21 protein-coding genes are annotated in these 21,113 nt (G+C 76.6%); 15 read left to right on the top strand and 6 right to left on the bottom strand.

Going from position 1 to position 21,113, the window contains the following annotated elements:
• Positions 1 to 7 precede the first annotated feature (7 nt).
• Together ACI79P_RS16655 and ACI79P_RS16650 are read right to left on the bottom strand one after the other, a co-directional pair.
• The gene (locus ACI79P_RS16655; protein WP_456582170.1) at positions 8 to 799 is read right to left on the bottom strand and encodes a DUF2382 domain-containing protein; all 792 of its coding nucleotides are present in this window, start codon (positions 797 to 799) and stop codon (positions 8 to 10) included.
• 94 nt (positions 800 to 893) lie between these two features.
• Positions 894 to 1,859, bottom strand: coding sequence for an endonuclease/exonuclease/phosphatase family protein (locus ACI79P_RS16650; RefSeq protein ID WP_456582169.1), 966 nt, complete (start codon positions 1,857 to 1,859; stop codon positions 894 to 896).
• A gap of 62 nt (positions 1,860 to 1,921) precedes the next feature.
• On the opposite strand from ACI79P_RS16650, the gene ACI79P_RS16645 reads away from it, so the two are divergent.
• Positions 1,922 to 2,548, top strand: coding sequence for a CYTH domain-containing protein (locus ACI79P_RS16645; RefSeq protein ID WP_456582168.1), 627 nt, complete (start codon positions 1,922 to 1,924; stop codon positions 2,546 to 2,548).
• A 70-nt stretch (positions 2,549 to 2,618) separates the two neighbouring features.
• Positions 2,619 to 3,998, top strand: a complete 1,380-nt coding sequence (locus tag ACI79P_RS16640; RefSeq protein WP_456582167.1) for a metallophosphoesterase — start codon at positions 2,619 to 2,621, stop codon at positions 3,996 to 3,998.
• A 7-nt stretch (positions 3,999 to 4,005) separates the two neighbouring features.
• Here ACI79P_RS16640 and ACI79P_RS16635 read toward each other — a convergent pair whose 3' ends face one another.
• Positions 4,006 to 4,578: a TetR/AcrR family transcriptional regulator gene (locus tag ACI79P_RS16635; protein ID WP_456582166.1), complete on the bottom strand. Its 573-nt coding sequence runs from the start codon at positions 4,576 to 4,578 to the stop codon at positions 4,006 to 4,008.
• Between the two features lie 148 nt (positions 4,579 to 4,726).
• Here ACI79P_RS16635 and ACI79P_RS16630 point away from each other — a divergent pair, with 148 nt between their 5' ends.
• The 3 genes from ACI79P_RS16630 to ACI79P_RS16620 all read left to right on the top strand — a co-directional run bounded on the left by ACI79P_RS16630 (position 4,727) and on the right by ACI79P_RS16620 (position 6,353).
• On the top strand, positions 4,727 to 5,467 hold the full coding sequence (locus ACI79P_RS16630; protein WP_456582165.1) for a GntR family transcriptional regulator: 741 nt from the start codon (positions 4,727 to 4,729) through the stop codon (positions 5,465 to 5,467).
• 52 nt (positions 5,468 to 5,519) lie between these two features.
• Positions 5,520 to 5,948: an SRPBCC family protein gene (locus tag ACI79P_RS16625; RefSeq protein ID WP_456582164.1), complete on the top strand. Its 429-nt coding sequence runs from the start codon at positions 5,520 to 5,522 to the stop codon at positions 5,946 to 5,948.
• A gap of 129 nt (positions 5,949 to 6,077) precedes the next feature.
• A complete protein-coding gene (locus tag ACI79P_RS16620; protein WP_456582163.1) occupies positions 6,078 to 6,353 on the top strand; it encodes a GlsB/YeaQ/YmgE family stress response membrane protein in 276 nt (91 codons plus the stop codon).
• A 25-nt stretch (positions 6,354 to 6,378) separates the two neighbouring features.
• On the opposite strand, the gene ACI79P_RS16615 is transcribed toward ACI79P_RS16620, so the two are convergent.
• Positions 6,379 to 7,017 (bottom strand): MBL fold metallo-hydrolase, encoded by a 639-nt coding sequence (locus ACI79P_RS16615; RefSeq protein WP_456582162.1) that lies wholly within the window; start codon positions 7,015 to 7,017, stop codon positions 6,379 to 6,381.
• Between the two features lie 98 nt (positions 7,018 to 7,115).
• Between ACI79P_RS16615 and ACI79P_RS16610 the strand changes: the two genes are divergently transcribed.
• The gene (locus ACI79P_RS16610; RefSeq protein WP_456582161.1) at positions 7,116 to 7,334 is read left to right on the top strand and encodes a hypothetical protein; all 219 of its coding nucleotides are present in this window, start codon (positions 7,116 to 7,118) and stop codon (positions 7,332 to 7,334) included.
• 96 nt (positions 7,335 to 7,430) lie between these two features.
• Here ACI79P_RS16610 and ACI79P_RS16605 read toward each other — a convergent pair whose 3' ends face one another.
• Complete coding sequence (locus ACI79P_RS16605; RefSeq protein ID WP_456582160.1) at positions 7,431 to 8,207, bottom strand: enoyl-CoA hydratase-related protein; 777 nt, start codon at positions 8,205 to 8,207, stop codon at positions 7,431 to 7,433.
• A gap of 352 nt (positions 8,208 to 8,559) precedes the next feature.
• On the opposite strand from ACI79P_RS16605, the gene ACI79P_RS16600 reads away from it, so the two are divergent.
• Both ACI79P_RS16600 and ACI79P_RS16595 read left to right on the top strand, forming a co-directional pair.
• On the top strand, positions 8,560 to 10,206 hold the full coding sequence (locus ACI79P_RS16600; protein ID WP_456582159.1) for a protein kinase domain-containing protein: 1,647 nt from the start codon (positions 8,560 to 8,562) through the stop codon (positions 10,204 to 10,206).
• A complete protein-coding gene (locus tag ACI79P_RS16595; RefSeq protein WP_456582158.1) occupies positions 10,203 to 11,690 on the top strand; it encodes a protein kinase domain-containing protein in 1,488 nt (495 codons plus the stop codon). Before ACI79P_RS16600 ends, ACI79P_RS16595 begins: the two co-directional genes overlap by 4 nt.
• 4 nt (positions 11,691 to 11,694) lie before the next feature.
• On the opposite strand, the gene ACI79P_RS16590 is transcribed toward ACI79P_RS16595, so the two are convergent.
• Positions 11,695 to 12,372: a hypothetical protein gene (locus tag ACI79P_RS16590; protein ID WP_456582157.1), complete on the bottom strand. Its 678-nt coding sequence runs from the start codon at positions 12,370 to 12,372 to the stop codon at positions 11,695 to 11,697.
• Between the two features lie 148 nt (positions 12,373 to 12,520).
• Here ACI79P_RS16590 and ACI79P_RS16585 point away from each other — a divergent pair, with 148 nt between their 5' ends.
• The 7 genes from ACI79P_RS16585 (at position 12,521) to ACI79P_RS16555 (ending at position 21,098) form a co-directional block, all read left to right on the top strand.
• Positions 12,521 to 13,804, top strand: coding sequence for a competence/damage-inducible protein A (locus ACI79P_RS16585; RefSeq protein WP_456582156.1), 1,284 nt, complete (start codon positions 12,521 to 12,523; stop codon positions 13,802 to 13,804).
• A gap of 44 nt (positions 13,805 to 13,848) precedes the next feature.
• Positions 13,849 to 14,238, top strand: a complete 390-nt coding sequence (locus ACI79P_RS16580; protein ID WP_456582155.1) for an SRPBCC family protein — start codon at positions 13,849 to 13,851, stop codon at positions 14,236 to 14,238.
• Between the two features lie 60 nt (positions 14,239 to 14,298).
• Positions 14,299 to 15,918, top strand: a complete 1,620-nt coding sequence (locus tag ACI79P_RS16575) for an acyl-CoA dehydrogenase family protein (protein ID WP_456582154.1) — start codon at positions 14,299 to 14,301, stop codon at positions 15,916 to 15,918.
• Between the two features lie 127 nt (positions 15,919 to 16,045).
• Positions 16,046 to 18,160, top strand: coding sequence for a putative bifunctional diguanylate cyclase/phosphodiesterase (locus tag ACI79P_RS16570; RefSeq protein WP_456582153.1), 2,115 nt, complete (start codon positions 16,046 to 16,048; stop codon positions 18,158 to 18,160).
• Between the two features lie 113 nt (positions 18,161 to 18,273).
• A complete protein-coding gene (locus ACI79P_RS16565; protein WP_456582152.1) occupies positions 18,274 to 18,978 on the top strand; it encodes an NYN domain-containing protein in 705 nt (234 codons plus the stop codon).
• A 98-nt stretch (positions 18,979 to 19,076) separates the two neighbouring features.
• Positions 19,077 to 20,333 carry a diguanylate cyclase gene (locus tag ACI79P_RS16560; protein ID WP_456582151.1) on the top strand — a complete coding sequence of 419 codons (1,257 nt, stop codon included), beginning with the start codon at positions 19,077 to 19,079 and terminating at the stop codon, positions 20,331 to 20,333.
• Between the two features lie 126 nt (positions 20,334 to 20,459).
• Positions 20,460 to 21,098: a PilZ domain-containing protein gene (locus ACI79P_RS16555; protein WP_456582150.1), complete on the top strand. Its 639-nt coding sequence runs from the start codon at positions 20,460 to 20,462 to the stop codon at positions 21,096 to 21,098.
• Positions 21,099 to 21,113: the final 15 nt, after the last annotated feature.

The raw sequence follows: 21,113 nt of genomic DNA, 5'->3' as shown, positions 1-21,113 counted from the left end.
CCCGCGCTCAGCCGCGGGGCGGGGTGTCGTCCCGGTCGACGGAGATCTGCTCACGCAGCACCTGCTCGGTCACCGTCTCGTGGCCGTCGACCACCTCGGTCCGCAGCCGCACCCGCTCCACGGGCACCACCTCGACGCCGAACACCGGCCGCTCGGCGTGCAGCACGATCTCGTCGGGCAGGCCGGTGGCGGGGGCGTCGTCCGGCACCAGCGACTCCCCGGCGGTGGTGTCGCCGGCCGTCGCGGCGCCGTCGAGCGGCACCTCCTCCAGCCGGATCTCCTCCCGGCGGATCGGCACCGTGACCTGGACCTCCTCGGTGACCACGTACTTCACCAGCCGGACCCGGCGGGCGGCGACCTGCTCGGTGCCGACCCGCAGCCGCTCCTCGCTCCGGGTCATGGTGCCGTGCGCCGGCGCCCCCTCCTGGGTCGGCGCCCCGGCGGCGTCCCGCTGCTCGTGGCGACCGCCCGCCGACGTCGGGACCTGCTCACCGGCCAGCCCGTAGTGACGCCGCAACTCCTCCTCGTCGGCCGGGGCGAGGTGGGTGCCCTCCATGGCGGGGGCGCTCGTCACCGCCGACGCGGTGACCGGCAGCCGCAGCCGGCCGTCCTCCCAGGAGGCGTTCCGTGCCGGGACGATCGAGTGGCGGGTGCCGAACAGCCCGGTGGTCACGGCCACCCAGGTGGGCTCCCCGGTCCGGTCGTCGACGAAGAAGTGCTCGACGGTGCCCAGCTTGTCGCCTCCGTCGCCGTACGCGGTGCTGCCGATCGCTGCGGTGACCTCGTGCTCGCTCAACATGGGTCGACTCCCCTCCGTGGGGCGCGCTCGGCCGCGCGCCACCAGGTCAAGGCTGCCCACCGGGCGGGGTCGGTGAACATCGGTGCTGGGCCCGTCAGCTGCCGGGCAGCACCAGGTCCACCACGACCGACCGGTGATCGCTGCCCGGGACCGGCACGAATGCGCATCCGGCGACGGCGAGCCGCGGGTCCACGAGCACGTGGTCCAGGCCCAGCCGCGGCAGCGGGGAGCGCAGCGGGTGCCAGGTCCAGCGGTGCCCCTCGCCGACGGCCCGGGCGGCGTCCAGGTACCCCCGGCGGAGCACCGCCCGGAGCGCCGCGTGGTCGAGCGTGGCGTTGAAGTCGCCCGCCAGCACGCGGAGGACCGCCGGCTCGGGCGCGGGGAGCCCGGCCAGGTCCTCGGCCCAGCCGCGGACGGCGGCCGGGGACGGCGCCGGGGGGCGGCTGTGCACCGCCGTCACCTCGAGCTCGGGCCCCGAGCCCGCGGGCAGCCGCACGGTGGGCTGCTCGAAGCCGCCGGGTGCCGCGCTCCGGTCGCTGACCGGCCACCGGCTCCAGACGGCGCCGGAGGCCGCCGGCACGTTGCCCGGCCGCGCCGGGACGACGTGGGCGTGCGGGAGCAGCTCGGCCAGGCCGGCGGCGGTCAGCCGCCGCTCGGCCTCCGGGGTGAGCTCCTGCACCGCCAGGACGTCGACCCCGTGCCGGCGGACGAGCTCCACGACCGGCTCGGCGGGGATCAGCCCCAGCCGCAGGCTCACGGTGGCGAGCCGCACCCGCAGCCCCTCCGGCGCCGGCTCCACCGGAGGCCGGCCCCGGTGCGAGCGCACCGCGGCGCCGAGCACGGCGGCCGCGGTGGCGGCGAGCAGCGCGGCCCCCCGGGACCGGGCCCGCACCGCCAGCGCCAGGGGCAGCACGGCGGTGGCCGCGGCGTACGGGGTGAACGCCAGCGCCGGCACGAGGGGGAAGCCGCGCTCGGCGCCGGTGCGGCGCAGCACCGCCCACACCGCCCACGGCATGGCCGCCGCGACGGCCCACCGGCGGTCGGCGTGGGTCCGGGCCATGGCCGCCACGCTAGCCAGGGCGCCGGAGGGCCGCCGCCCGGTGGGTGCCCTACGGTCGTGCCGTGGTCGCCGAGCAGCTCGAGATCGAGCGCAAGTTCGACGTCGACGAGGGGTTCACCGTGCCGGCTCTCGCCGGCGTCGACGGCGTCGCGGTCGTCGCCGAGCCGGTCGTGCACGAGCTGGCGGCGGTGTACCACGACACCCCGGACCTCCGGCTCGTGCGCGCCCGGATCACGCTGCGCCGGCGCACCGGTGGGCCGGACGAGGGCTGGCACCTGAAGCTGCCGGCGGGTTCGGCCCGCCGGGAGCTGCACGCGCCGCTCGCCGGCGGCGCCGACGTGGCGCCGGCCGAGCTGCTCGAGGTGATCGGCGGTCTGCTGGCCGGGGAGGTGCCCGCGCCGGTGGTGACGATGCGGACCCGCCGGGTGGTGCGGGAGCTCGGAGACGCGGAGGGCCGGGTGCTGGCCGAGCTCGCCGACGACACGGTGACCGCGACGGTGCCCGCCGAGGCCGCCGGCGGAACGCCCGAGGTGCGCACCTGGCGGGAGCTCGAGGTCGAGCTCGTCGACGGCCCGGAAGCGGTGCTCGCCGCCGTGGGGGAGGCGCTGCTCGCCGCAGGCGCCCGCCCCTCGCCGCGAGCGTCCAAGCTGGCGCACGCCCTGTCCTCCCGGCTCGGCCGCAGCGGCTGACACACCCGGGAACGCCGCACGCCCGTCCGTCGTCCATCCTCTGCAGCGGCGCACCGCCCCCGGTCCCGCCGTGCCGCCCGATCCGCCGGAGGTCGTCCTGTCGCTCATCGGCCTGCTGGGCTTCGGGACCGTCGTCCTGCTGGCCGTGGGGCTCCTGCACACCTACCTGTGGTTCCGGCTGGTCCGCAGCACCACCGCGCCCGGCCGGCTGCGCCGCCGGCTGACCTTGCTCACCGTGGTCCTGGCGGTGCTGCCGGTGGCGGCGGTGCTCTCCCGCGGGGTGCTCCCGATCGACGCGGCCGCGCCGCTGAGCTGGGTCGGGTTCGTCTGGCTCGGTATCGCCCTCTACGCCGTCCTCGCGCTGGTGGTGCTGGAGCCGGTGCGCCTGCTGGGCACCCTCTGGATCCGGCGAACGGAGAGCGAGGTCGTCCCGAGCGGGCCCCGGAGGGGTCCGGGCGGGGACGACGCAGCGGCTCCGCCCGACGGGGGGACGGCACCTGGCCGCGGTGCCGTCCGGGAGGACGGCGATGTGCTCAGCGGTGCCGTCCGGGAGGACGGCGATGTGCTCCGCGGTGTCGTCCTCGCGGACCGCGAGGCCCCGGCGATCGACCGGCGGCGCTTCCTGGCCCGTGGGCTGGCGGTGACCGCCGGCGCGGTGGCGCTCGGCACCGCGGGGACGGGCGCGTACGTCGCCAACTCGGCGCCCGTCGTGCGGCGCGTCCCGGTGACCCTGCGCGGGCTGGACCCGGCGCTGGACGGGCTGCGGATCGTCAGCTTCTCCGACGGCCACCTGTCGGCCACCTACGGCGGCCGGCGCTTCGAGCGGGTGGTGGAGCTGGTCAACCAGCAGCGCCCCGACGTGGTCGCCATCGTGGGTGACCTGGTCGACGGCGGGGTCGACGAGCTGCGCGAGGACGTCGCCCCGCTGGCGGACCTCGTGAGCGAGCAGGGCGTCTACTTCGTCACCGGCAACCACGAGTACTTCGTCGACACCCAGGCGTGGATGCGGCACCTGCCGACCCTCGGCGTGGACGTGCTGCGCAACGAACGGGTGGCGATCCGCCGCGGCGGCGCGTCCTTCGACCTGGCCGGGATCGACGACCGGACGGCGGCGGCCTCGGGGCTGCCCGGCCACGGCGCGGATCTGGACGCGGCGCTGGACGGGCGGGACGAGAGCACCCCCGTGGTCCTGCTGGCCCACCAGCCGGTGCAGGTCCAGCAGGCCGCGGCGGCCGGGGTGGACCTGCAGCTCTCGGGGCACACGCACGGCGGGCAGCTCTGGCCCTTCGACTACGCCGTGCGGCTGGACCAGCCCGCGGTGGAGGGCTGGTCGCGGCACGGCGACACCCAGCTGTACGTGACCTCGGGGGCCGGGTACTGGGGGCCGCCGATGCGCGTCGGGGCCCGCCCGGAGGTCACCGTGGTGGAGCTCCGCGCCCCTGCCCGCTGACCGGGGCTCAGGTCTCGGCGAGGGCGTCGAACGCCTCGACGAGGCAGTCCTCGAGCTCGCGGTCGCCGCCGCTGTCGGCCCAGAGCAGCAGGCCGGTGGTGAATGCGGCCAGGTGGGCGCCGGCGACCACGACGTCGGCCGGCCGGATCTTCCCGTCCCGGGCACTGGCCTCGGCGACCATGATCGCCGTCTTCCGCTCGAACTCGCCCGATCGGTGCCGCAGGGTGGGGTTTCCGGCGACGACCCGCCAACGGGCGTACAGCCGGGAGCGCTCCTCGGCGCCCACGCCGCTCACCAGGTCCATCGCCGCCGAGCGGATGCGCGGGCCCAGCGACAGCTCGGCGGGCTGGCGGGCGATCAGCTCGGCCACCTCCTCGGGCGCCAGCAGCCGCATGACCAGGTGGTCCTTGCTCGGGTAGTGCGCGTAGAAGGTCGGTACCGACACCCCCGCGGCGGCCGCGATGCGCCCGATCGGCACCTGGTCGTACCCCTCGGCGTCGAACAGCGCGAGCGCGGCCTCGAGGATGCGCTCGTGGGTGGCCTCCCACCTGCGCCGACGCCAGTCCGGTGAGCCCGTCACGCGCAGATCATCGTTCGTCGGCGGCATGGCTGCCACCACCGTACGGGATGCCGCCCGGCCCACGATGTGGCACACCCCACGACGTGCAGGAGTGACGTCTCATACGACATGACGACCAGACGTCTCCTCGGGCAGTACCTTCGACCCCGTGGTGAGCCCTGTAGCCGGACCGAAGTACCTGTCGGTCCGCGAGCACCTTCGCCGCCGGGTCGCCGCCCTGCCCGAGCAGACGCTGCTGCCACCGGAACCGGTCCTCTGCGCCGAGTACGGGGTCAGCCGCATCACGCTGCGCCGGGCCGTGGACGGGCTGGTCGCCGACGGGCACCTCGTCCGGGAGCAGGGGCGGGGCACCTACGTGACCCGCCCGGCCATCCGGCACGAGTACCGCGAGAGCTTCGTGCACCGCATCGCGGGCTTCAACTCGGTGATGACCGAGCAGGGGGCCCAGGTCGGCACCACGGTGCTGACCCAGCGCGTGGTGCCCGTGCCGCCGACGGTGGCCACCGAGCTGAAGCTGGAGCCCGCGACCGACGTGGTGGAGCTCGTGCGACTGCGCAGCGTCGACGGCACGCCGAACCACGTCGCGCACAGCTTCCTGCCGGCCGACGCCTACCCGGGGGCGCTCGACGCCGACTTCAGCGAGGGATCCCTCTACGACTACCTGCGCCGGGAGTACTCGGCGGACCTCGCGCACGCCCGCATCGTCGTCGACGTCGGCACCGCGGCGCCCGACGAGGCCGAGGCGCTGGGCGTGGTCGCCGGTTCGCCGTTGCTCGTCGTGCGCACCACGGTGCGCGACAGCGACGGCCGGCCGCAGGTGCACAGCTTCTCGCGGCTGCGGCCCGACGTGAGCCAGGTCGAGTTCGAGGTCTCCGTGGGCGGGCGCTGACGTGCGGACGACGGCGACCGGTACCCGGGAGGTGCCGCAGCCCCGTGCGGAGGTGTGGCGTGCGCTTGCGGTGCTCGAGCCCTACTGCGCCGTCTGCGACGTCTCCTACCTGCTGGACCGCCCCGGTGCGGCTCCCGGCGTCGGCACGACCTTCGTCTGCGCCCCGGGCCGGCTGGACGGCGCCGCGCCCCGCGCCGGCTCGCCGCGCGGCGAGATCCTCACCTGGGAGCCGCTCTCGCGGGTGGCCACCCGCCTGGAACTCACCCCCGAGACGTGGACGACGGAGATCGAGCTGGCCGACACCGCCGACGGCGGCACGCGCATCTCGATCACGATCGGCCACGAGCCCACCGGTGGCAGCCGGGTCGTCCGCCGGCTGACCCGGAGGGCCGTGCGCCGGCTCGTGCAGCGGACCGTCGACGCCGAGCTGGCCAAGGTCCCCGCGCACGTGGCGGCGGCGCATACCTCCGAGAGGCCGTGATCACCACCTCGATCGAGGGAATGACGCATCACCGTAAAGAGCGCGGGTACGGAACGCCTCGTGCTCCGGCGGCACACCCGGCACCCCGCCGGGACCGCGCACGCCGGGCGGATCACTGAGGAGTTGGCTATGGAGATCATCGGGTTGATCATCGCGGGTCTCATCATCGGCCTGCTGGGGAAGTTCGTCGCCCCGGGCACGCGTGACAACACACCCCTCTGGCTGACGCTGCTGTGCGGCATCGGTGGTGTGCTCATCGGCTACTACCTGGCCGGTGCCCTGGGGGTCGACGACACGCGCGGCATCGACTGGATCCGGTGGATCATCTCCATCCTCGTCGCGGCGGTGCTGGTCGTGGCCGCCTCGACGATCACGGGTCGCAACAGCCGCTCCGTCCGCCGCTGACCCCGTCCCGGGGGGTCCGTCGGGCTCAGAGCTCGACGGACTCCCCGGGCGCCAGCCGGCCGAAGGGGGTCGGGGTCCCCGGCCCCCGCTCCCCCAGCAGCCCGCTCAGGACGCCGATCCCGGTCTCGTTGAGCAGCCCGTCGTGCACCGCGAACACCTGGTCGGCCCGCACCTCGCGCACGTAGTCGATGACCTCCGCCGTCCGGGACCAGGGAGCGTGCAGCGGCAGGAGCAGCGTCGGGACCGGCGTCCCGGGCACCGTGAAGGCGTCGCCGGGGTGGAAGACCTGCTCGTCGACGAGGAAGCCGATGTTGGCCACCCGGGGCAGCTCCGGGTGGATCTCGGCGTGCAGCTCGCCGTGCACCTGCACCTCGAAGCCGGCGATCGTCACCGCGTCGCCGGCGCCCACCACGTGCACCCGGCTCCCGGCGCCCTCGAGCGCCGCCGCCACGGAGCGGTTGCTCCACACCTCGAGCGACGGGTCGGCCTCCAGGGCCGCCCGCAGGCGGTCGGCGACGAAGTGGTCGGTGTGCTCGTGTGTGACCAGCACCGCCGTCGCGCCGTCGAGCGCCACCGGGTCGGTGAAGGCGCCCGGGTCGACCACCAGCCGGCGGTCGCCGTCGGAGAGGACCACGCAGGCGTGCCCGTGCTTGGTGAGCTCCATGCCGCGATCCTGCACCCGGGCCGCGCGGCTCACCCTTCCGGGTCAGCCGGTCCACCCTCTCCGTCACCCGCGGCCGCCGGGCTGCCGACCTTCTCCGCATGATGCTGCAGAGGACCGCGTTCGCCGCCGCCCGCAGCCGCGCGCACGGCCCCACCGCCGCGCTGTGGCACGCCGTGGAGCTGCACCGGCCGCCGGCCGAGGTCGACAGCGCCTGCGAGCTCACCGTCTGCGGCTCCCTGGCCCGGGTCACCCCCGAGCAGCCGTGGCCGGTGCAGGCCTCGGACGTCTGCCAGGCCTGCGTCGCGCTCGCCCGGTGACGGCGTCGCCCGGCGACGGCGACCCCCTGAACGCCCTGCCGCCGGCCCCGCCCGCCCGCCCGGCGGCAGGTGCACCCGTCCTGCGACCCGGCCGCCTCAGCGGCCGGTGAACCGCGGCGCGCGCTTCTCCATGAAGGCCTCGACGGCCTCGCGGTGGTCGGCGGACTGCCCCACCTCGGCCTGCAGCCGCCCCTCCAGGGCCAGCGTCTCCTCCAGCGAGTCGGTCGCGGCGGTCGCGAGGACCGTCTTCACGGCCCGGTAGGCGGCGGTCGGGCCCGCGGCCAGCCGGGCCGCCAGCTCCTGTGCCTCGGGCAGCACCTGCTCCGGCGCCACGACGCGGTGCAGCAGCCCCCACTCCGCGGCCGTCTCGGCCAGGAAGGGCTCGGGCAGCAGCAGCAGCTCGGTGGCGCGCGAGCCGCCCACGCAGTGCACGAGCCGGGCCGCCAGCGCCGAGTCGCTCGACAGGCCGATGCCGGTGAACGCGGTGGTGAACTTCGCCCCGGCCGCGGCCACCCGAAGGTCACCGGCGAGGGCCAGGCCCAGGCCCGCCCCCGCGCAGGCGCCGTTGATCCCGACGACCACCGGCACCCGCAGCCCGGCCAGCGCCAGCACCAGCGGGTTGTACTCGCGCTCCACCACGGACAGCGGGGCCTCGGCGCCCCCCTGCATCTCCGCCAGGTGCTCGCCCAGGTCCTGCCCGACGCAGAAGGCGCGGCCGGTCCCGGTGAGCACCACTGCGCGCACCGAGTCGTCCGCCGCGATGTCGTTCACCGCGGCCAGCAGCTCGCCGCGCGAGGCGTGGGTCAGCCCAGGGCGCAGCAGGGTGAGGGTCGCGACGCCGCCGGCGTCCTCCCGGGTCACGGTGTCGGGCATCGGCGCCCCGCCTTCCGGTCGCGGTCGGCCGCACGGCGCGGCCCTGTCGGCGGTCACCTTGCCAGGCGGGGTCCCGCCCGCGTGCGGGGCCGGCCTCGCCGCGCAGCCGCCGTCCTCGTGGTGCGCGGCGACGCGGGCTGCGCACCACGAGGACGAGGACGGCGGAGTCGCCCGCCGGCGTGCCCGGGCAACAGGCCGGGTAGCCCTCCGTGCACGAACTGCAACCGGCACGCCGGTGTGGCGGGTGGGGCACCTGGGGCAGGAGGGGGCATCCTCGGTGGTAGTGGACGATGACCCGGTCGCGCGGCGCCACGGCCCGTGCGCTGGGCCGGACGGACGAGGAGTGACCCCCGTGGTGGAACCAGGACGCAGGCGCCTGGGAGACCGCTACGAACTGCAGCAGCTGATCGCCGCCGGCGGCATGGGGCAGGTCTGGCGCGGGCTCGACGAGGCCCTGCACCGCCCGGTCGCCGTCAAGGTCCTGCGCAGTGAATACACCGGCGACCCGACGTTCGTCGCCCGCTTCCGCGCCGAGGCCCAGCACGCCGCCGCCCTCAACCACCCCGGCATCGCCGCCGTCTACGACTACGGCGAGGAGACCGCCCGGGACGGGTCGGGGGAGACCCTCGCCTACCTGGTGATGGAGCTGGTGGAGGGGGAGCCGCTCTCGGCGCTGCTCCGCCGGGAGGGCCGACTGGGCCCGGAGACGACGCTCTCCCTGCTGGGGCAGACCGCCGCCGCGCTGGCCGAGGCCCACCGGAGCGGGCTGGTGCACCGCGACGTCAAGCCGGGCAACATCCTCGTGCGCCCCGACGGCGCCGTGAAGATCACCGACTTCGGGATCGCCTGGTCGGCGCGCAGCGTCGCGCTCACCCGCACCGGCCAGGTCATCGGCACGCCGCAGTACCTCTCCCCCGAGCAGGCCGAGGGGCGGCACGCCACCCCCGCCAGCGACGTCTACGCGCTCGGGCTCATCGGCTACGAGTGCCTCACCGGGCACCCGGCCTTCGAGGGCGACAACGCCGTCACCATCGCGCTCAAGCAGGTGCAGGAGGACCCCGACCCGCTGCCGGGCGAGCTGCCTCCCGGCGTCCGGACGCTGATCGGCCGCGCGCTGCTCAAGGACCCCGCCGCGCGCTACCCCGACGGCGCCAGCTTCGCCGCCGCCGTCGCCGACGTGCAGGCCGGTCGCCGGCTCGATCCGGGCACGGTCGCCGTCGACGCCGTCCCGCGGCGGCGCCGCGCCGCACCGGGGCGTCCCGCGGGCGGACCGCCCACCGGGGAGCGCCCCGGGTCCCGGGGCGCCCGCCCCCCGGTCGCCCGGCGGCGTGGCCGGCTCGCGGTGGTCCTGCTGCCCCTCATCGGGCTGCTGGCCGGCGCGGGGATCACCGCGACCCTGCTGCAGACGCTGACCCAGGGGGCGCCGCCGAACAGCGCCGCCGCGGCCACAGAGCGCATCGACGGCAGCATCGTGCTGACGGCGGAGGACTACCTCGGCCGGCCGGTGGGAGAGGTGGCCGACCGGCTGGCCGACCTTGGTCTGACCGTCACCGTCCGGGCGGAGGTGCGCGACGACGTCGTCCCCGACCGGGTCACCGGGGTCGAGCCCGCCGGGCGCCCGCTGCGCGCCGGTGACCAGGTGGTCCTCCGCTACGCCACCGCCCCGGAGACGTCGGAGCAGCGCCGTGCGCCGGCGGTGACCGGTGCCGCCGTCGACCAGGAAGTCCCCTCCAGCGCGCCGACGACCGAGGCCCCGGCCCCCGCGACGACGACCGCGGGCACCGGCACCGGCACCGGCACCGGCACCGGTGGCAGCAGCAGCAGCGCGCCGGCCAGCACGACGGCCAGCCTCCCGGGGAGCCCGACCCCGACCCCGACCACCGACCCGTCGCCGACCCCGACCACGTCGCCGACCCCGACGACGACGGAGCCCGGCCGGACCACCGCCAGCACCACGCCCACCACGACGACGTCGTCCAGCGGCACGACCCTGCCGTGAACTCGCGGCACCGGCCGCCGTCGTCGCGCCTGCTGAGCGGTCGCTACGAACTGCTCTCGCTGCTCGCGACCGGCGGCATGGGGCAGGTCTGGCGGTCCCGGGACGTCGTCCTCGGGCGGTCCGTTGCCGTGAAGGTCCTGCGCAGCGAGTACGCCGGCGACCCGACCTTCCTGGCCCGCTTCCGCGCCGAGGCCCGGCACAGCGCCCTGCTCACCCACCGCAACATCGCCGCCCTGTTCGACTACGGCGAGACCACCGACGGCGACGGCGAGGCCCTCGCCTACCTCGTCATGGAGCTCGTCGAGGGGGAGTCGCTGGCCCAGGTGCTGCAGCGGGAGGGCCGGCTCGGTGTCGACCGCACCCTGGACGTGCTGCACCAGACCGCGGCCGGCCTGGCCGCGGCGCACGCCGCGGGCCTGGTGCACCGGGACGTGAAGCCGGGCAACGTGCTGGTCGGCCACGACGGCACCGTGAAGATCACCGACTTCGGCATCGCCTGGTCGGCCGCGAGCGCGCCGCTCACCCAGACCGGCCAGGTCGTGGGCACCGCGCACTACCTCTCCCCGGAGCAGGCCGGTGGCAGCAAGGCCGGCCCGGCCAGCGACGTCTACGCCCTCGGCATGATCGGGTACGAGTGCCTCGCCGGCCATCGTGCCTTCGACGGCGACAACTCGGTGCACATCGCGCTGCGCCAGCTCCGCGAGGAGCCGCCGCCGCTGCCGGCCGACGTCCCGGAGCAGGTGCGCACGCTCGTCGACCGGGCGCTGCTCAAGGACCCGGGCGAGCGCTTCGCCGACGGTGCCGCCTTCCGGGATGCCGTCGACGACGTCCGCGCCGGCCGGCCGCTGGTGCCGGTGCCCCGGCCGGCGGCGACCCATCCGCTCGCCGTCGCGGTCCCGGCGCCGCGGTCGCTCCGGCGGCGCCTCCTCGCGCCCCTGGCCGCCCTCGTGGTCGGGGTCGGGCTCGGCATCGCCGCCCTGCAGGTGTGGGCGGACGCCCCCGCCGACCCCGGGACCGGCACCAGCGAGGCCCCCGAGCCGGTGACCCTCGCGGCCTCCGACTTCGTCGGCCGCCCGGTGGCCGAGGTGGAGGGCGAGCTGGCCGACGCCGGCCTGGGCGTCGAGCTGGTCGGCCGGGAGAGCGCCGCAGTCCCCGCCGACCACGTGCTGGAGCTCTCGCCGGTGGGCGCGGTCGCCCGAGGCGCGGTCGTCACGGTCACCTACGCGATCGCACCACCGCAGCCGGAGCCCGCCCCGGCGCCCGTGGCGCCCGCACCCGAGGCGCCGGTGGTCCCCGTCCCGGTGCCGGTGGGGGACGGCGGCGGTGACGACGACGGCGAGGGCGACGACGGCGAGGGCGAGGACGGGCAGGGCGCGGACGGGCAGGGTGACGACCGGTCCGGGAACGGCAACGGGGGTGGGAACGGGAGCGGCAACGCCGGCGGCAACGGGAACGGCGGGGGCAACGGCCGGGGCCGCGGCTAGCGGGTCAGCCGCGGGGCGCTGCCGCGTCCGCCCGGTCCGTCCCGCCCGCGCCCAGCCAGAGCGCCCCGCCGAGGGCGCCGAGCGCGGCGGTGAGCAGGAAGCCACGGTCGGTCCCGGCACCGGGCAGCACGACCAGCACCCAGAAGACGGCCAGGCCGGTGAGGCCGCCGGCGGCGATCCGCCAGACCGTCCGGGCGCCGAGCCGCCGGGCGGCCGGGACGGCGCCGGCGAACGCGGCCAGGCCCAGCAGGGCGCAGACGGTGGCGAACGCCGACCAGAGCGGGATGGCCGACCACGCGGACTCCGTGCCGAAGCGCAGGGTCAGGCCGAGCTCGAGGAGGACCACGGAGAGCGCCACCAGGCCGACGCCGGCCAGGGCGGTCCGGTCGCGGGGCGCGCGCGGCTGCTCCGCGGGGGCGGCGTCCGGCGGAGGGGTCGAGGTGCCCGCACCGGGCAGGCCGGGGATGAAGTCGACCGGACCGGTCGGCTGGGCCGCGCCGACGGGGGCCGCGGGGCCGGCATCCGTGGACGGGACGGGCTGCGGCGCCGGGGGCCGGACGGGCGCCGAGGGCGGGGGTAGCTGCTGCACCGTCGTCGGCGTGCCGGAGGCCGGCGCGGCCACCGGGAGCTCCTGGGTCGTCGGCTGGGCGGTGGGGGTCTGCTGTTCTGACGACGTGCTCACGGGTGCCTCCAGGCGTGCTCCGGCGGACCACCGGTCGCCGGCGGTGCAGCCAGCACGCTAGCCGCGCCGGGCCCGGTGGTCCGTGCGCCACCCGGAGGAGGGGACGCCCCCGCCTGCCGGACCGGGCGCGCGCCCCTAAGGTCGGGCCGTGGTCACGCGCGCCGGAATCGTCGTCACCGGGACCGAGGTCCTCACCGGCCGGGTGGCCGACCGGAACGGCCCGTGGCTCGCCGAGCAGCTGCGCCGGCTGGGTGTCGACGTCGGGCACGTGGTCGTCGTCGGCGACCGGCCCGAGGACCTCGTGGCCGCGCTCTCCTTCCTGACCGGTACCGGCGCCGACCTGCTGATCACCACCGGCGGTCTGGGACCCACCGCCGACGACCTGACCGCGCAGGTGGTGGGCGAGTTCCAGGGCCGGGCGCTCGCTCTCGACCCGGCGCTGGAGGAGCGGATCGGCCGGATGGTCGAGCGGCTCATGGCCCGCCGGGGCTGGCGCGCCGATCCGGCGTCCACCGCGGCGGGGGTGCGCAAGCAGGCGCTGGTGCCCGAGGGGGCCACCGTGCTCGAGCCGGTCGGCACCGCGCCCGGCCTCGTCGTCCCCCCGGCGGCGGGCCGGACCGGGCCACCGGTGCTCGTGCTCCCCGGGCCCCCGGGGGAGCTGCGCGGCATGTGGTCCGCGGCCACCGCGGCGGCTCCGACCCGCGCCGCGCTGGCGGGCGCTGCGGAGCTGCGGCAGGAGACGCTGCGGCTCTGGGGCACGCTGGAGGCCCAGTTGGCCGCCACCCTGCGCGAGGCCGAGCCGGAGCTCGGCGGCCTGGAGATCACCACCTGCCTCCGCGAGGGCGAGCTCGAGATCGTCACCCGGTTCCCGGCCGCGGCCCAGCCCGCCTACGACCGGCTGGCCGCGCTGCTGGCCGAGCGGTACGCCGGCACGCTCTTCTCCACCGGCCCGACCCTCGACGAGCTGGTCGCGGGCGCGCTCGCCGAGCGGGGGCTGACCATCGCCGCGGGGGAGTCGTGCACCGGTGGGCTCCTCGTCGCCCGGCTCACCGAGCGGCCCGGCTCCTCCGCCGCCGTGCTGGGCGGGGTGACCGCCTACGCCGACGGCGCCAAGGAGGCCCTGCTCGGGGTGCCCGGCGCGCTGCTCGCCGAGCACGGCGCGGTCAGTCCGCAGGTCGCCCGCGCGCTGGCCGACGGGGTCCGCGCCCGGTTCGGGGCCGACATCGGCGTCGGGATCACCGGCATCGCCGGCCCCGGCGGCGGGACCGACGCCAAGCCCGTGGGGACCGTCCACCTGTGCGTCGTCGGGCCCGACCGGGTCGAGGAGTGCTCGCTCGCGGTCCCGGGCAGCCGGACGGCCGTGCGGCAGCGCTCCGTGACGATGGCGATGCACCTCCTGCGGTCGCTGCTGCTGGGCGGCCCCCCGGCCTGACGGCGCAGGGTGTCCGGCGCGGCCGGCCGGGGCACCTCCGGGCGGTGACGACGCTGACCCTGCACGCGACCGGCACCGCCCCGCCCACCGAGGTCTGGGAGCGGTACGCCGTGCCGGCCCGCTGGCCCGGCTGGTCGCCGCAGATCACCGGCGTGGAGCTCCCGGCGGACCGGCTGGCCCCCGGGCTCTCCGGCCGCGTCCTCGGTCCCCTCGGGCTGGCGGTGCCCTTCACCGTGGAGGAGGTCGACGAGGCCGCCCGTCGGTGGTCGTGGCGGGTGGCGGTCGGGCCGCTGCACGTGCGGCTGCTGCACTGGGTCGCCGAGGGGCCCGGCGGCGGGACGACCACCGGGCTGCGGCTCTCCGGGCCGGCTCCGCTGGTCCTGGCGTACGCCCCCGCCGCCCGCCTCGCCCTGGCCCGCCTCGTGCGCGCCTGAACCCCCGCAGGCGGGCGGAACGGGGCCGGAGGGCGCCCCCCGCTCGATTACCGTGCCGTCATGCCCGCCACCCACGAGGTCACCAACCAGGTCCCGCCGCTGGTCGGGCACGACCCGATCGCCGGGGACGCCGCGCTCGCCGACGCCTGCCGCCGGCACGCCGACGAGGCGACGCTCGCGTCGCTGGCCGGGCTGGGCCGGCTCGCGGGCAGCGAGCAGGCGCAGGAGTGGGGCCGGCTGGCGAACGAGAACCCGCCGCGGCTGCGCACCCACGACCGGTACGGCCACCGGGTGGACGAGGTGGAGTTCCACCCCGCCTGGCACGAGCTGATGCGGACGGCGTTCGAGCACGGGCTGGCCGGCGCGCCGTGGGCCGACCCGCGCCCGCACGCGCACGTCCGCCGCGCCGTCGGCTACCTGGGCTGGACGCAGGTCGAGATGGGCCACGGCTGCCCGACGACGATGACCTACGCGGTGGTCCCCGCGCTGCGCCGGGCCCCGGTCCTGGCCGCCCGCTACGAGCCCGGGCTCACCGCGCGGGCCTACCAGTTCGGCCTCGCCGACCCCGCCGCCAAGCGCGGGCTCGTCGCCGGCATGGGCATGACGGAGAAGCAGGGCGGGTCCGACGTCCGCGCGAACACCACCCGGGCCGTGCCGCAGCCCGACGGCACCTACCGGCTCACCGGGCACAAGTGGTTCACCAGCGCGCCGATGAGCGACCTCTTCCTGGTCCTGGCCCAGCTCGAGGAGGGCGTCTCCTGCTTCCTCGTGCCCCGGGTCCTCCCCGACGGCAGCCGCAACGTGTTCCACGTGCAACGTCTCAAGGACAAGCTCGGCGACCGCTCCAACGCCTCCAGCGAGGTCGAGTTCGACGGGACGACGGGGGAGCTGGTCGGCGAGCCCGGGCGGGGCGTCCCCGCGATCATCGAGATGGTCAACATGACCCGGGTGGACTGCGTGCTCGGCTCGGCCGCCACCGTGCGCGCGGCGCTGACCCAGGCCGGCCACCACACCCGGCACCGGCGCGCCTTCGGCGCCCTGCTCGCCGACCAGCCGCTCATGCAGAACGTGCTCGCCGACCTCGCGGTGGAGAGCGAGGCCGCCACGGCGCTGGCGATCCGGCTCGCCGCGGCGGTGGACGACGGCGAGGTCGCGTTCCTGCGCCTCGCGGGGGCGGCGGCGAAGTTCTGGGTGTGCAAGCGCGCCCCCGGTGTCGTGGCGGAGGCGATGGAGGTCCTCGGTGGCAACGGCTACGTCGAGGAGTCCGGCCTGCCGCGCCTCTACCGGCAGGCGCCGCTGAACTCCATCTGGGAGGGCTCGGGCAACGTGATCGCCCTCGACGTCCTCCGGGCGCTGGACCGCAGCTCGGAGTCGCTGGCCGCCGTCACCGCCGAGCTCGAGCTCGCCCGGGGGGCCGACCGCCGCTTCGACGACGCGGTGAAGCGGCTGTCCGCGGAGCTGGGCGACCGGGACGGCCTGCCGTTCCGGGCGCGCCGCATCGCCGGATCGCTCGCGCTCTGCCTGCAGGGCTCGCTGCTGCTCCGCCACGCGCCGACGCCGGTCGCCGACGCCTTCTGCGCCTCCCGCCTGGGCGGGGAGGCCGGCACCGTCCTGGGCACCCTGCCCGCAGGCACCGCCGTGGGGGAGATCGTCCGGCGGTCCGAGGTCGCCGCCCCCTGAGGAATCGGTCGCGGGCTACTACTCTCGGGGACGGCTCAGGTGCTGCCCGTCGTGTTCGCGAGCGGCCCGTGCCCCCCGGCGTCCGCGTGAGCGCGCTGGACGACCCATCTGGACGAGAGCGGGCAGCGTGCAACCAGGCGACGACCGGTCCCCGGAGCGCCGGCCCGACCCGTTGAGCGGTGTCCCCGACGCGGTGTACCGCCTCGACTCGCGAGGTTGCTTCGCCTACCTCAACGAGGCGGCCGAGCGGCTGCTCGGGCACCGGGCCGACGAACTGCTGGGCCGCGACGCACGCGACGCCTTCCCCGCCCTGCGCGGTTCGCTCGCCGAGGAGCAGTACCGCGAACTGCTCGCCGACGGCCGCGCGCGGGAGTTCCACTTCTTCTACGAGCCGCGCTCCCGCTGGTACGAGGTGCGGATGTTCCCCGACCCCGCCGGGGCGGCGGTGCTGTTCCGCGACATCGACGTCCGCCGGCGCACCGACCAGGAGCGCGACGACCAGATCCGCGGGCTCACGGCCGTGCTCGAGGCGCTGCCCTCGCCCACCGTGCTGATCGGCCCCGACGGCCGCATCACGTCCGCCAACCGCGCCTGGTTCCGCAACGGCGAGGAGCTGCTGCCCGAGATCTCCTGGCCCGGCCGCGAGGGCGAGGACTACCTCGAGGTCATGACCCGCGGCCTGGCGCCCGCGGAGCACGCCCGGCTCGCCGAGGGGCTGAGGGCGCTGCTGGACGACACCTCCCGCTCCGACGGGCGGAGCTTCGCCTACGACTACTCGTGCCGGACGCGGCAGGGCATCTCCTGGTTCCACCTGCAGGCGACCCGGGTCGACCGCGAGGGCCGCGTCGTCATCACGCACAACGACGTCACGGAGCAGGTGCGGGCCCGCGAGGACCTGCTCTGGCGGGCGCAGCACGACGACCTGACCGGCCTGCCCAACCGCGCCCGGCTGCTCGAGCTCACCGGTGAGGCGCTGCGCGCCGACCACCGGGGCGGCATCGCGCTGCTCGTCGTCGACCTCGATGCCTTCAAGACCGTCAACGACTCGCTGGGCCACCAGGTCGGCGACGAGCTGCTGCGCCTGGTCGGGGGCAGGCTCTCCGAGCAGCTCCGCCCGGGCGACACCGTGGCGCGCCTGGGCGCCGACCAGTTCGTGGTCCTCGCGCACGGCTGCGACTCCGCCGAGGCCGCGGCCCTCGCCTTCCGGCTGCAGACGGCGTTCGGCCGCCCCTTCGCCGCCGGCGAGATCTCCGTGCCGCTGAGCGCCAGCATCGGCGTGGCGGTGGCCCGGCCCGAGGTCCGGGACGCCCACCACCTGCTCAGCGACGCCGACGCCGCCATGTTCGCCGCGAAGAGCTCGGGCCGGGACCGCGTGCACCTGTTCTCCCCGGCGCTGCGCGAGGCGGCCCGGTGGCGGCTGGAGGTGGCCACCCGCCTGCGCGGGGACGCCATCGACCAGCTGGTGGTGCACTACCAGCCGGTGGTGCGCCTGGACACCGGCCAGATCGACGGCGTGGAGGCGCTGGTGCGCTGGCAGCACCCCGAGCGCGGGCTGCTCTCGCCGGACACCTTCCTCTCCGTGGCCGAGGAGACCGGGCAGATCATCCCGATCACCCGCTGGCTGCTCCGCGAGACCACCCGCAAGGCGGCGGAGTGGGCCGCGGCGGGGCTCTCGCTGCGGATGTCGGTGAACGTCAGCGCCCGGCACTTCTCCACCGAGACGCTGGTGCGCGACGTGCGGCTGGCCCTGCAGGACTCCGGTCTCCCGGCCGACCAGCTCGTGCTCGAGCTCACCGAGACAAGCGTCGCCGAGGACCCGACCCGCGCGGAGGACCAGCTGTCGGTGCTGCGCGGCTTCGGCGTCCGCGTCGCGATCGACGACTTCGGGACCGGCTGGTCGTCCCTGGCGCAGCTGTTCGCGCTCCCCATCGGGACGCTGAAGATCGACCGGTCGCTGCTCGCCGCCGCTGAGCGGGTGGCCGCCGGTGAGACGGGCGCGGTGCTCGCGGCCATCGTCGGGCTCACCCGGACGCTCGGCATCCGCTCGGTGGCCGAGGGGATCGAGACCCCCGACCACCTGCGGATGGTCCGCGAGGCCGGCTGCGACATGGCTCAGGGCTGGCTGCTGGGCCACCCGATGCCGGCCGAGCGGCTGCCCGCCTGGGTGCGCGAGGTGCAGCAGGCCGGCGGGGACCTCTGCGCCCTGGCGATGGCCGGGCGCGCCGTCCCCGCGCTCGGGTGAACCTGCGCCGCCCCGGCCGCCGCGCCACCGCGCCCGCCGGGCCGCCCCGCGCCACCGAGCCCGCCGCGCCGCCCGCGGGGACGACGGTCGGCCCGCCCGGGCAGACTGTCCCCGTGCTGGACATCTCCGAGGCCGCCGCGCCCGAGCCGACCGAGCGGCCGGCCGTCCCCGTCGACGACGGCCGGTCGCGGTCCGCCCTGGACCTGCTCATCTGGGACGCCCCCAACATCGACATGACCCTGTCGACGGTGATCGGCGCCCGGCCGACGGCGGCGTCCCGGCCGCGCTTCGACGCCATCGCGGCCTGGTTCGTCGAGGGCGCGGGCGACCCGGCGTCCACGGATGCCCCCGACGTCGAGGCCTGCGTGTTCGCCAACATCCCCCCGCAGCCCGGCTCGCTGCAGCGGTGGGTCGAGGCGCTGCGCGGTTTCGGCTACTCGGTGTTCGCCCGCCCGAAGAGCCAGCCGGACGACGACATCGACCAGGACATGCTCGACCACATCGCCGTCCGGGCGCACAGCCACCGGCTGCGGCGGCTGGTGGTCTTCTCGGGCGACGGGCGCAACTTCGCCGACCCGCTGGAGGAGCTCGTCCGGCAGGGCACCGAGGTCGTCGTCGTCGCCTTCAGCGAGGTGGCCGGCTACGCGATCGGTTCGGACCTCCTCCAGTTCATCGACATCGAGGACGTCCCGGGCGCCTTCGTCGAGCCGCTGGACCGGGTCCGCCTCGACGCGCTGCCGCCGGACGGCGCCTGGCTGCGCCCGACCCGCAGCCTGCGCGACTTCGTGGCCGGGTTCACCGCGCGCCGCGGCGGCTGACCCCGCCGCTGACCTGGGCGGACGCGGCCGGGTCACCCGGACGGGTGGGAACCCCGGGAACTGCTCAGGGAACCCGGCGCGCTGCCGATCGCAGAACTGTGTCGTTCTCCTTCGCGCAGCGCCTGGTGGCCGCGCTCCGCCGCAGCGACGTGCTGCCGTCACCGGCGCCCGCCGGCGAGGCGGGATCGCGGCCGCGCGGGGGCCGGGTCGCCGAGACGCGACGGCTGGCGCACGCCGTGCCGGGGCTGGCCGAGGAGCGCACCGAGCGGGCCCGCACCGCCGGGCTCCTCGTCGGCTGGGTGGCCCTGGTCACCGTGCCCCTGTGGTCGCTGGTCGACCTGGCCACCGAGAGCCGCGACGCCGCGTCGTTCCTGGTGGTCCGGCTGCTCTGCGAGATCCCGATGCTGGCCGCCCTCGTCGCGCTGTGGCGGCTCCCGCTGGGGCGCCGCCGTCCCGAGCTCCTGACCTTCCTGGTGCTGGCCGTCGTGCAGGCCGAGGTCGCCTGGATGGTCACGCGCTCGGAGGACCCCCGGTACCACCTGCTCGGCTTCACCCTCGCCATCTACGGCAGCGGCTGCGTCCTGGTCGCCCACCCCCGCTGGACCGTCGCGCTGGTCGTCGTCTCCTGGGCCGCCCTGGGCCTGGCGTCGGCCACGGCCGAGGACGGGCTCTCCCCCGGCGACCTCGTGGCGGTGACCGTGTACCTCGCCACCGCCTCGTTGATCGCCGTCCTCGCCCACCTGCGGCGCTACGCCCTCGACAGCCGCGAGCTGCACACGCGGGTCCGGCTGGAGCGCGAGCAGCAGCGGACCGGCGTGCTGCTGGCCCAGCTCGAGCGGCTCAGCCACGAGGACCCCCTCACCGGGGTGGCCAACCGCCGCCGGTGGGACGCCGAGCTCGCCGAGGTCTGCGCCCGGGCCCGGCAGCGGGGGGAGGTGCTGAGCGTGGTGCTGGTCGACCTCGACCACTTCAAGGACGTCAACGACCGGTACGGCCACGCCGGCGGGGACGACGCCCTGCGTGCGGTGTCGGGGCTGCTGTCGTCGCGTGTCCGCGGCGGGGACCTGGTCGCCCGCCTCGGCGGCGACGAGCTGGCCGTCCTCATGCCCGGGGCCGACGGGGCGCGGGCGACGGCGGTGGCCGAGGAGCTCCGGCGGGAGGCGCGGCTGCTGCGACCGCCCGGCTTCGACGCCGCGGAGCTGAGCCTCTCCCTGGGCGTGGCGACGGCGGGCGGGGCCGACGCCTACCCCCTGGAGCTGATGTCCTGGGCCGACGAGCAGCTCTACCGGGCCAAGACCACGCGCAACGCCGTCGGCGCCGGGATCGTGCCGCCGGCGCCCGCTCCGGCGGGCTGAGCGGGACCGGTCCGCCCCGGCGCGTCGGCCGACCGTGCCTCGGCACGCCCGTCGCCGCCGGTTACCGTTCCCGGGCGGACGAGCGGGGAGATCGCCGGCCGAGCACCGGATGAGCGGAAGAGGACCATGAGCAGCGTTCCCGGCGCGGACCACCCGACGGAGCAGACCGAGGCAGAGGTGCGGCTCTCCGGCACCGACGTCGCGGTCAGCGCCCGGGTGGAGGTCGTCCACGAGGGCGTCATCTCCGTGCGCCCCTCCGCGAGCGAGTTCGTGGAGGGCTCGGTCGTCGAGCCCGGCGACGCCGTCGAGGTCCACTGGCGCAGCGAGAACGGCCACCGGATGCTGCCGGCGGAGGTCCTCGACGTGCAGGCGGGTGCCGCCGTGCGCTGGCGGCTGAGCGCGACCGGCCCGGCCGAGCACAGCCAGCGCCGGGCGGCGGTGCGCGGCCGCGTCGTCGTCCCCGTGGAGGCCGACCTGGGCGGGGTGGAGCTCACGGGCGAGACCATGGACGTCAGCGAGGCCGGCCTGCGCGTCCAGTTCGAGGGGTTCGGCATGCTGCCGGACGTCGGGACGACGATGGCGTTGACGATCCGCTTCGAGGACGGCCCGCTCGCCGCCCGGGGCGAGGTCATCCGCGTCCACGCCCGGGGCGCGCGCTGGGTCCTGAGCATCCGCTTCCTCGACGTCCAGGAACGCGAGCAGGACCGGGTGCGGCGCCGGGTGTTCCAGGCCCTCCGCGAGGAACGTGCGCGCCTGGCGAAGTGACCTGCCGGGGATCGG

It is taken from the genome of Blastococcus sp. SYSU DS0510, assembly GCF_054050835.1.
The sequence above is the reverse complement of the archived record's forward strand: the minus strand, read 5'-3'. Positions and strand labels throughout refer to the sequence as shown.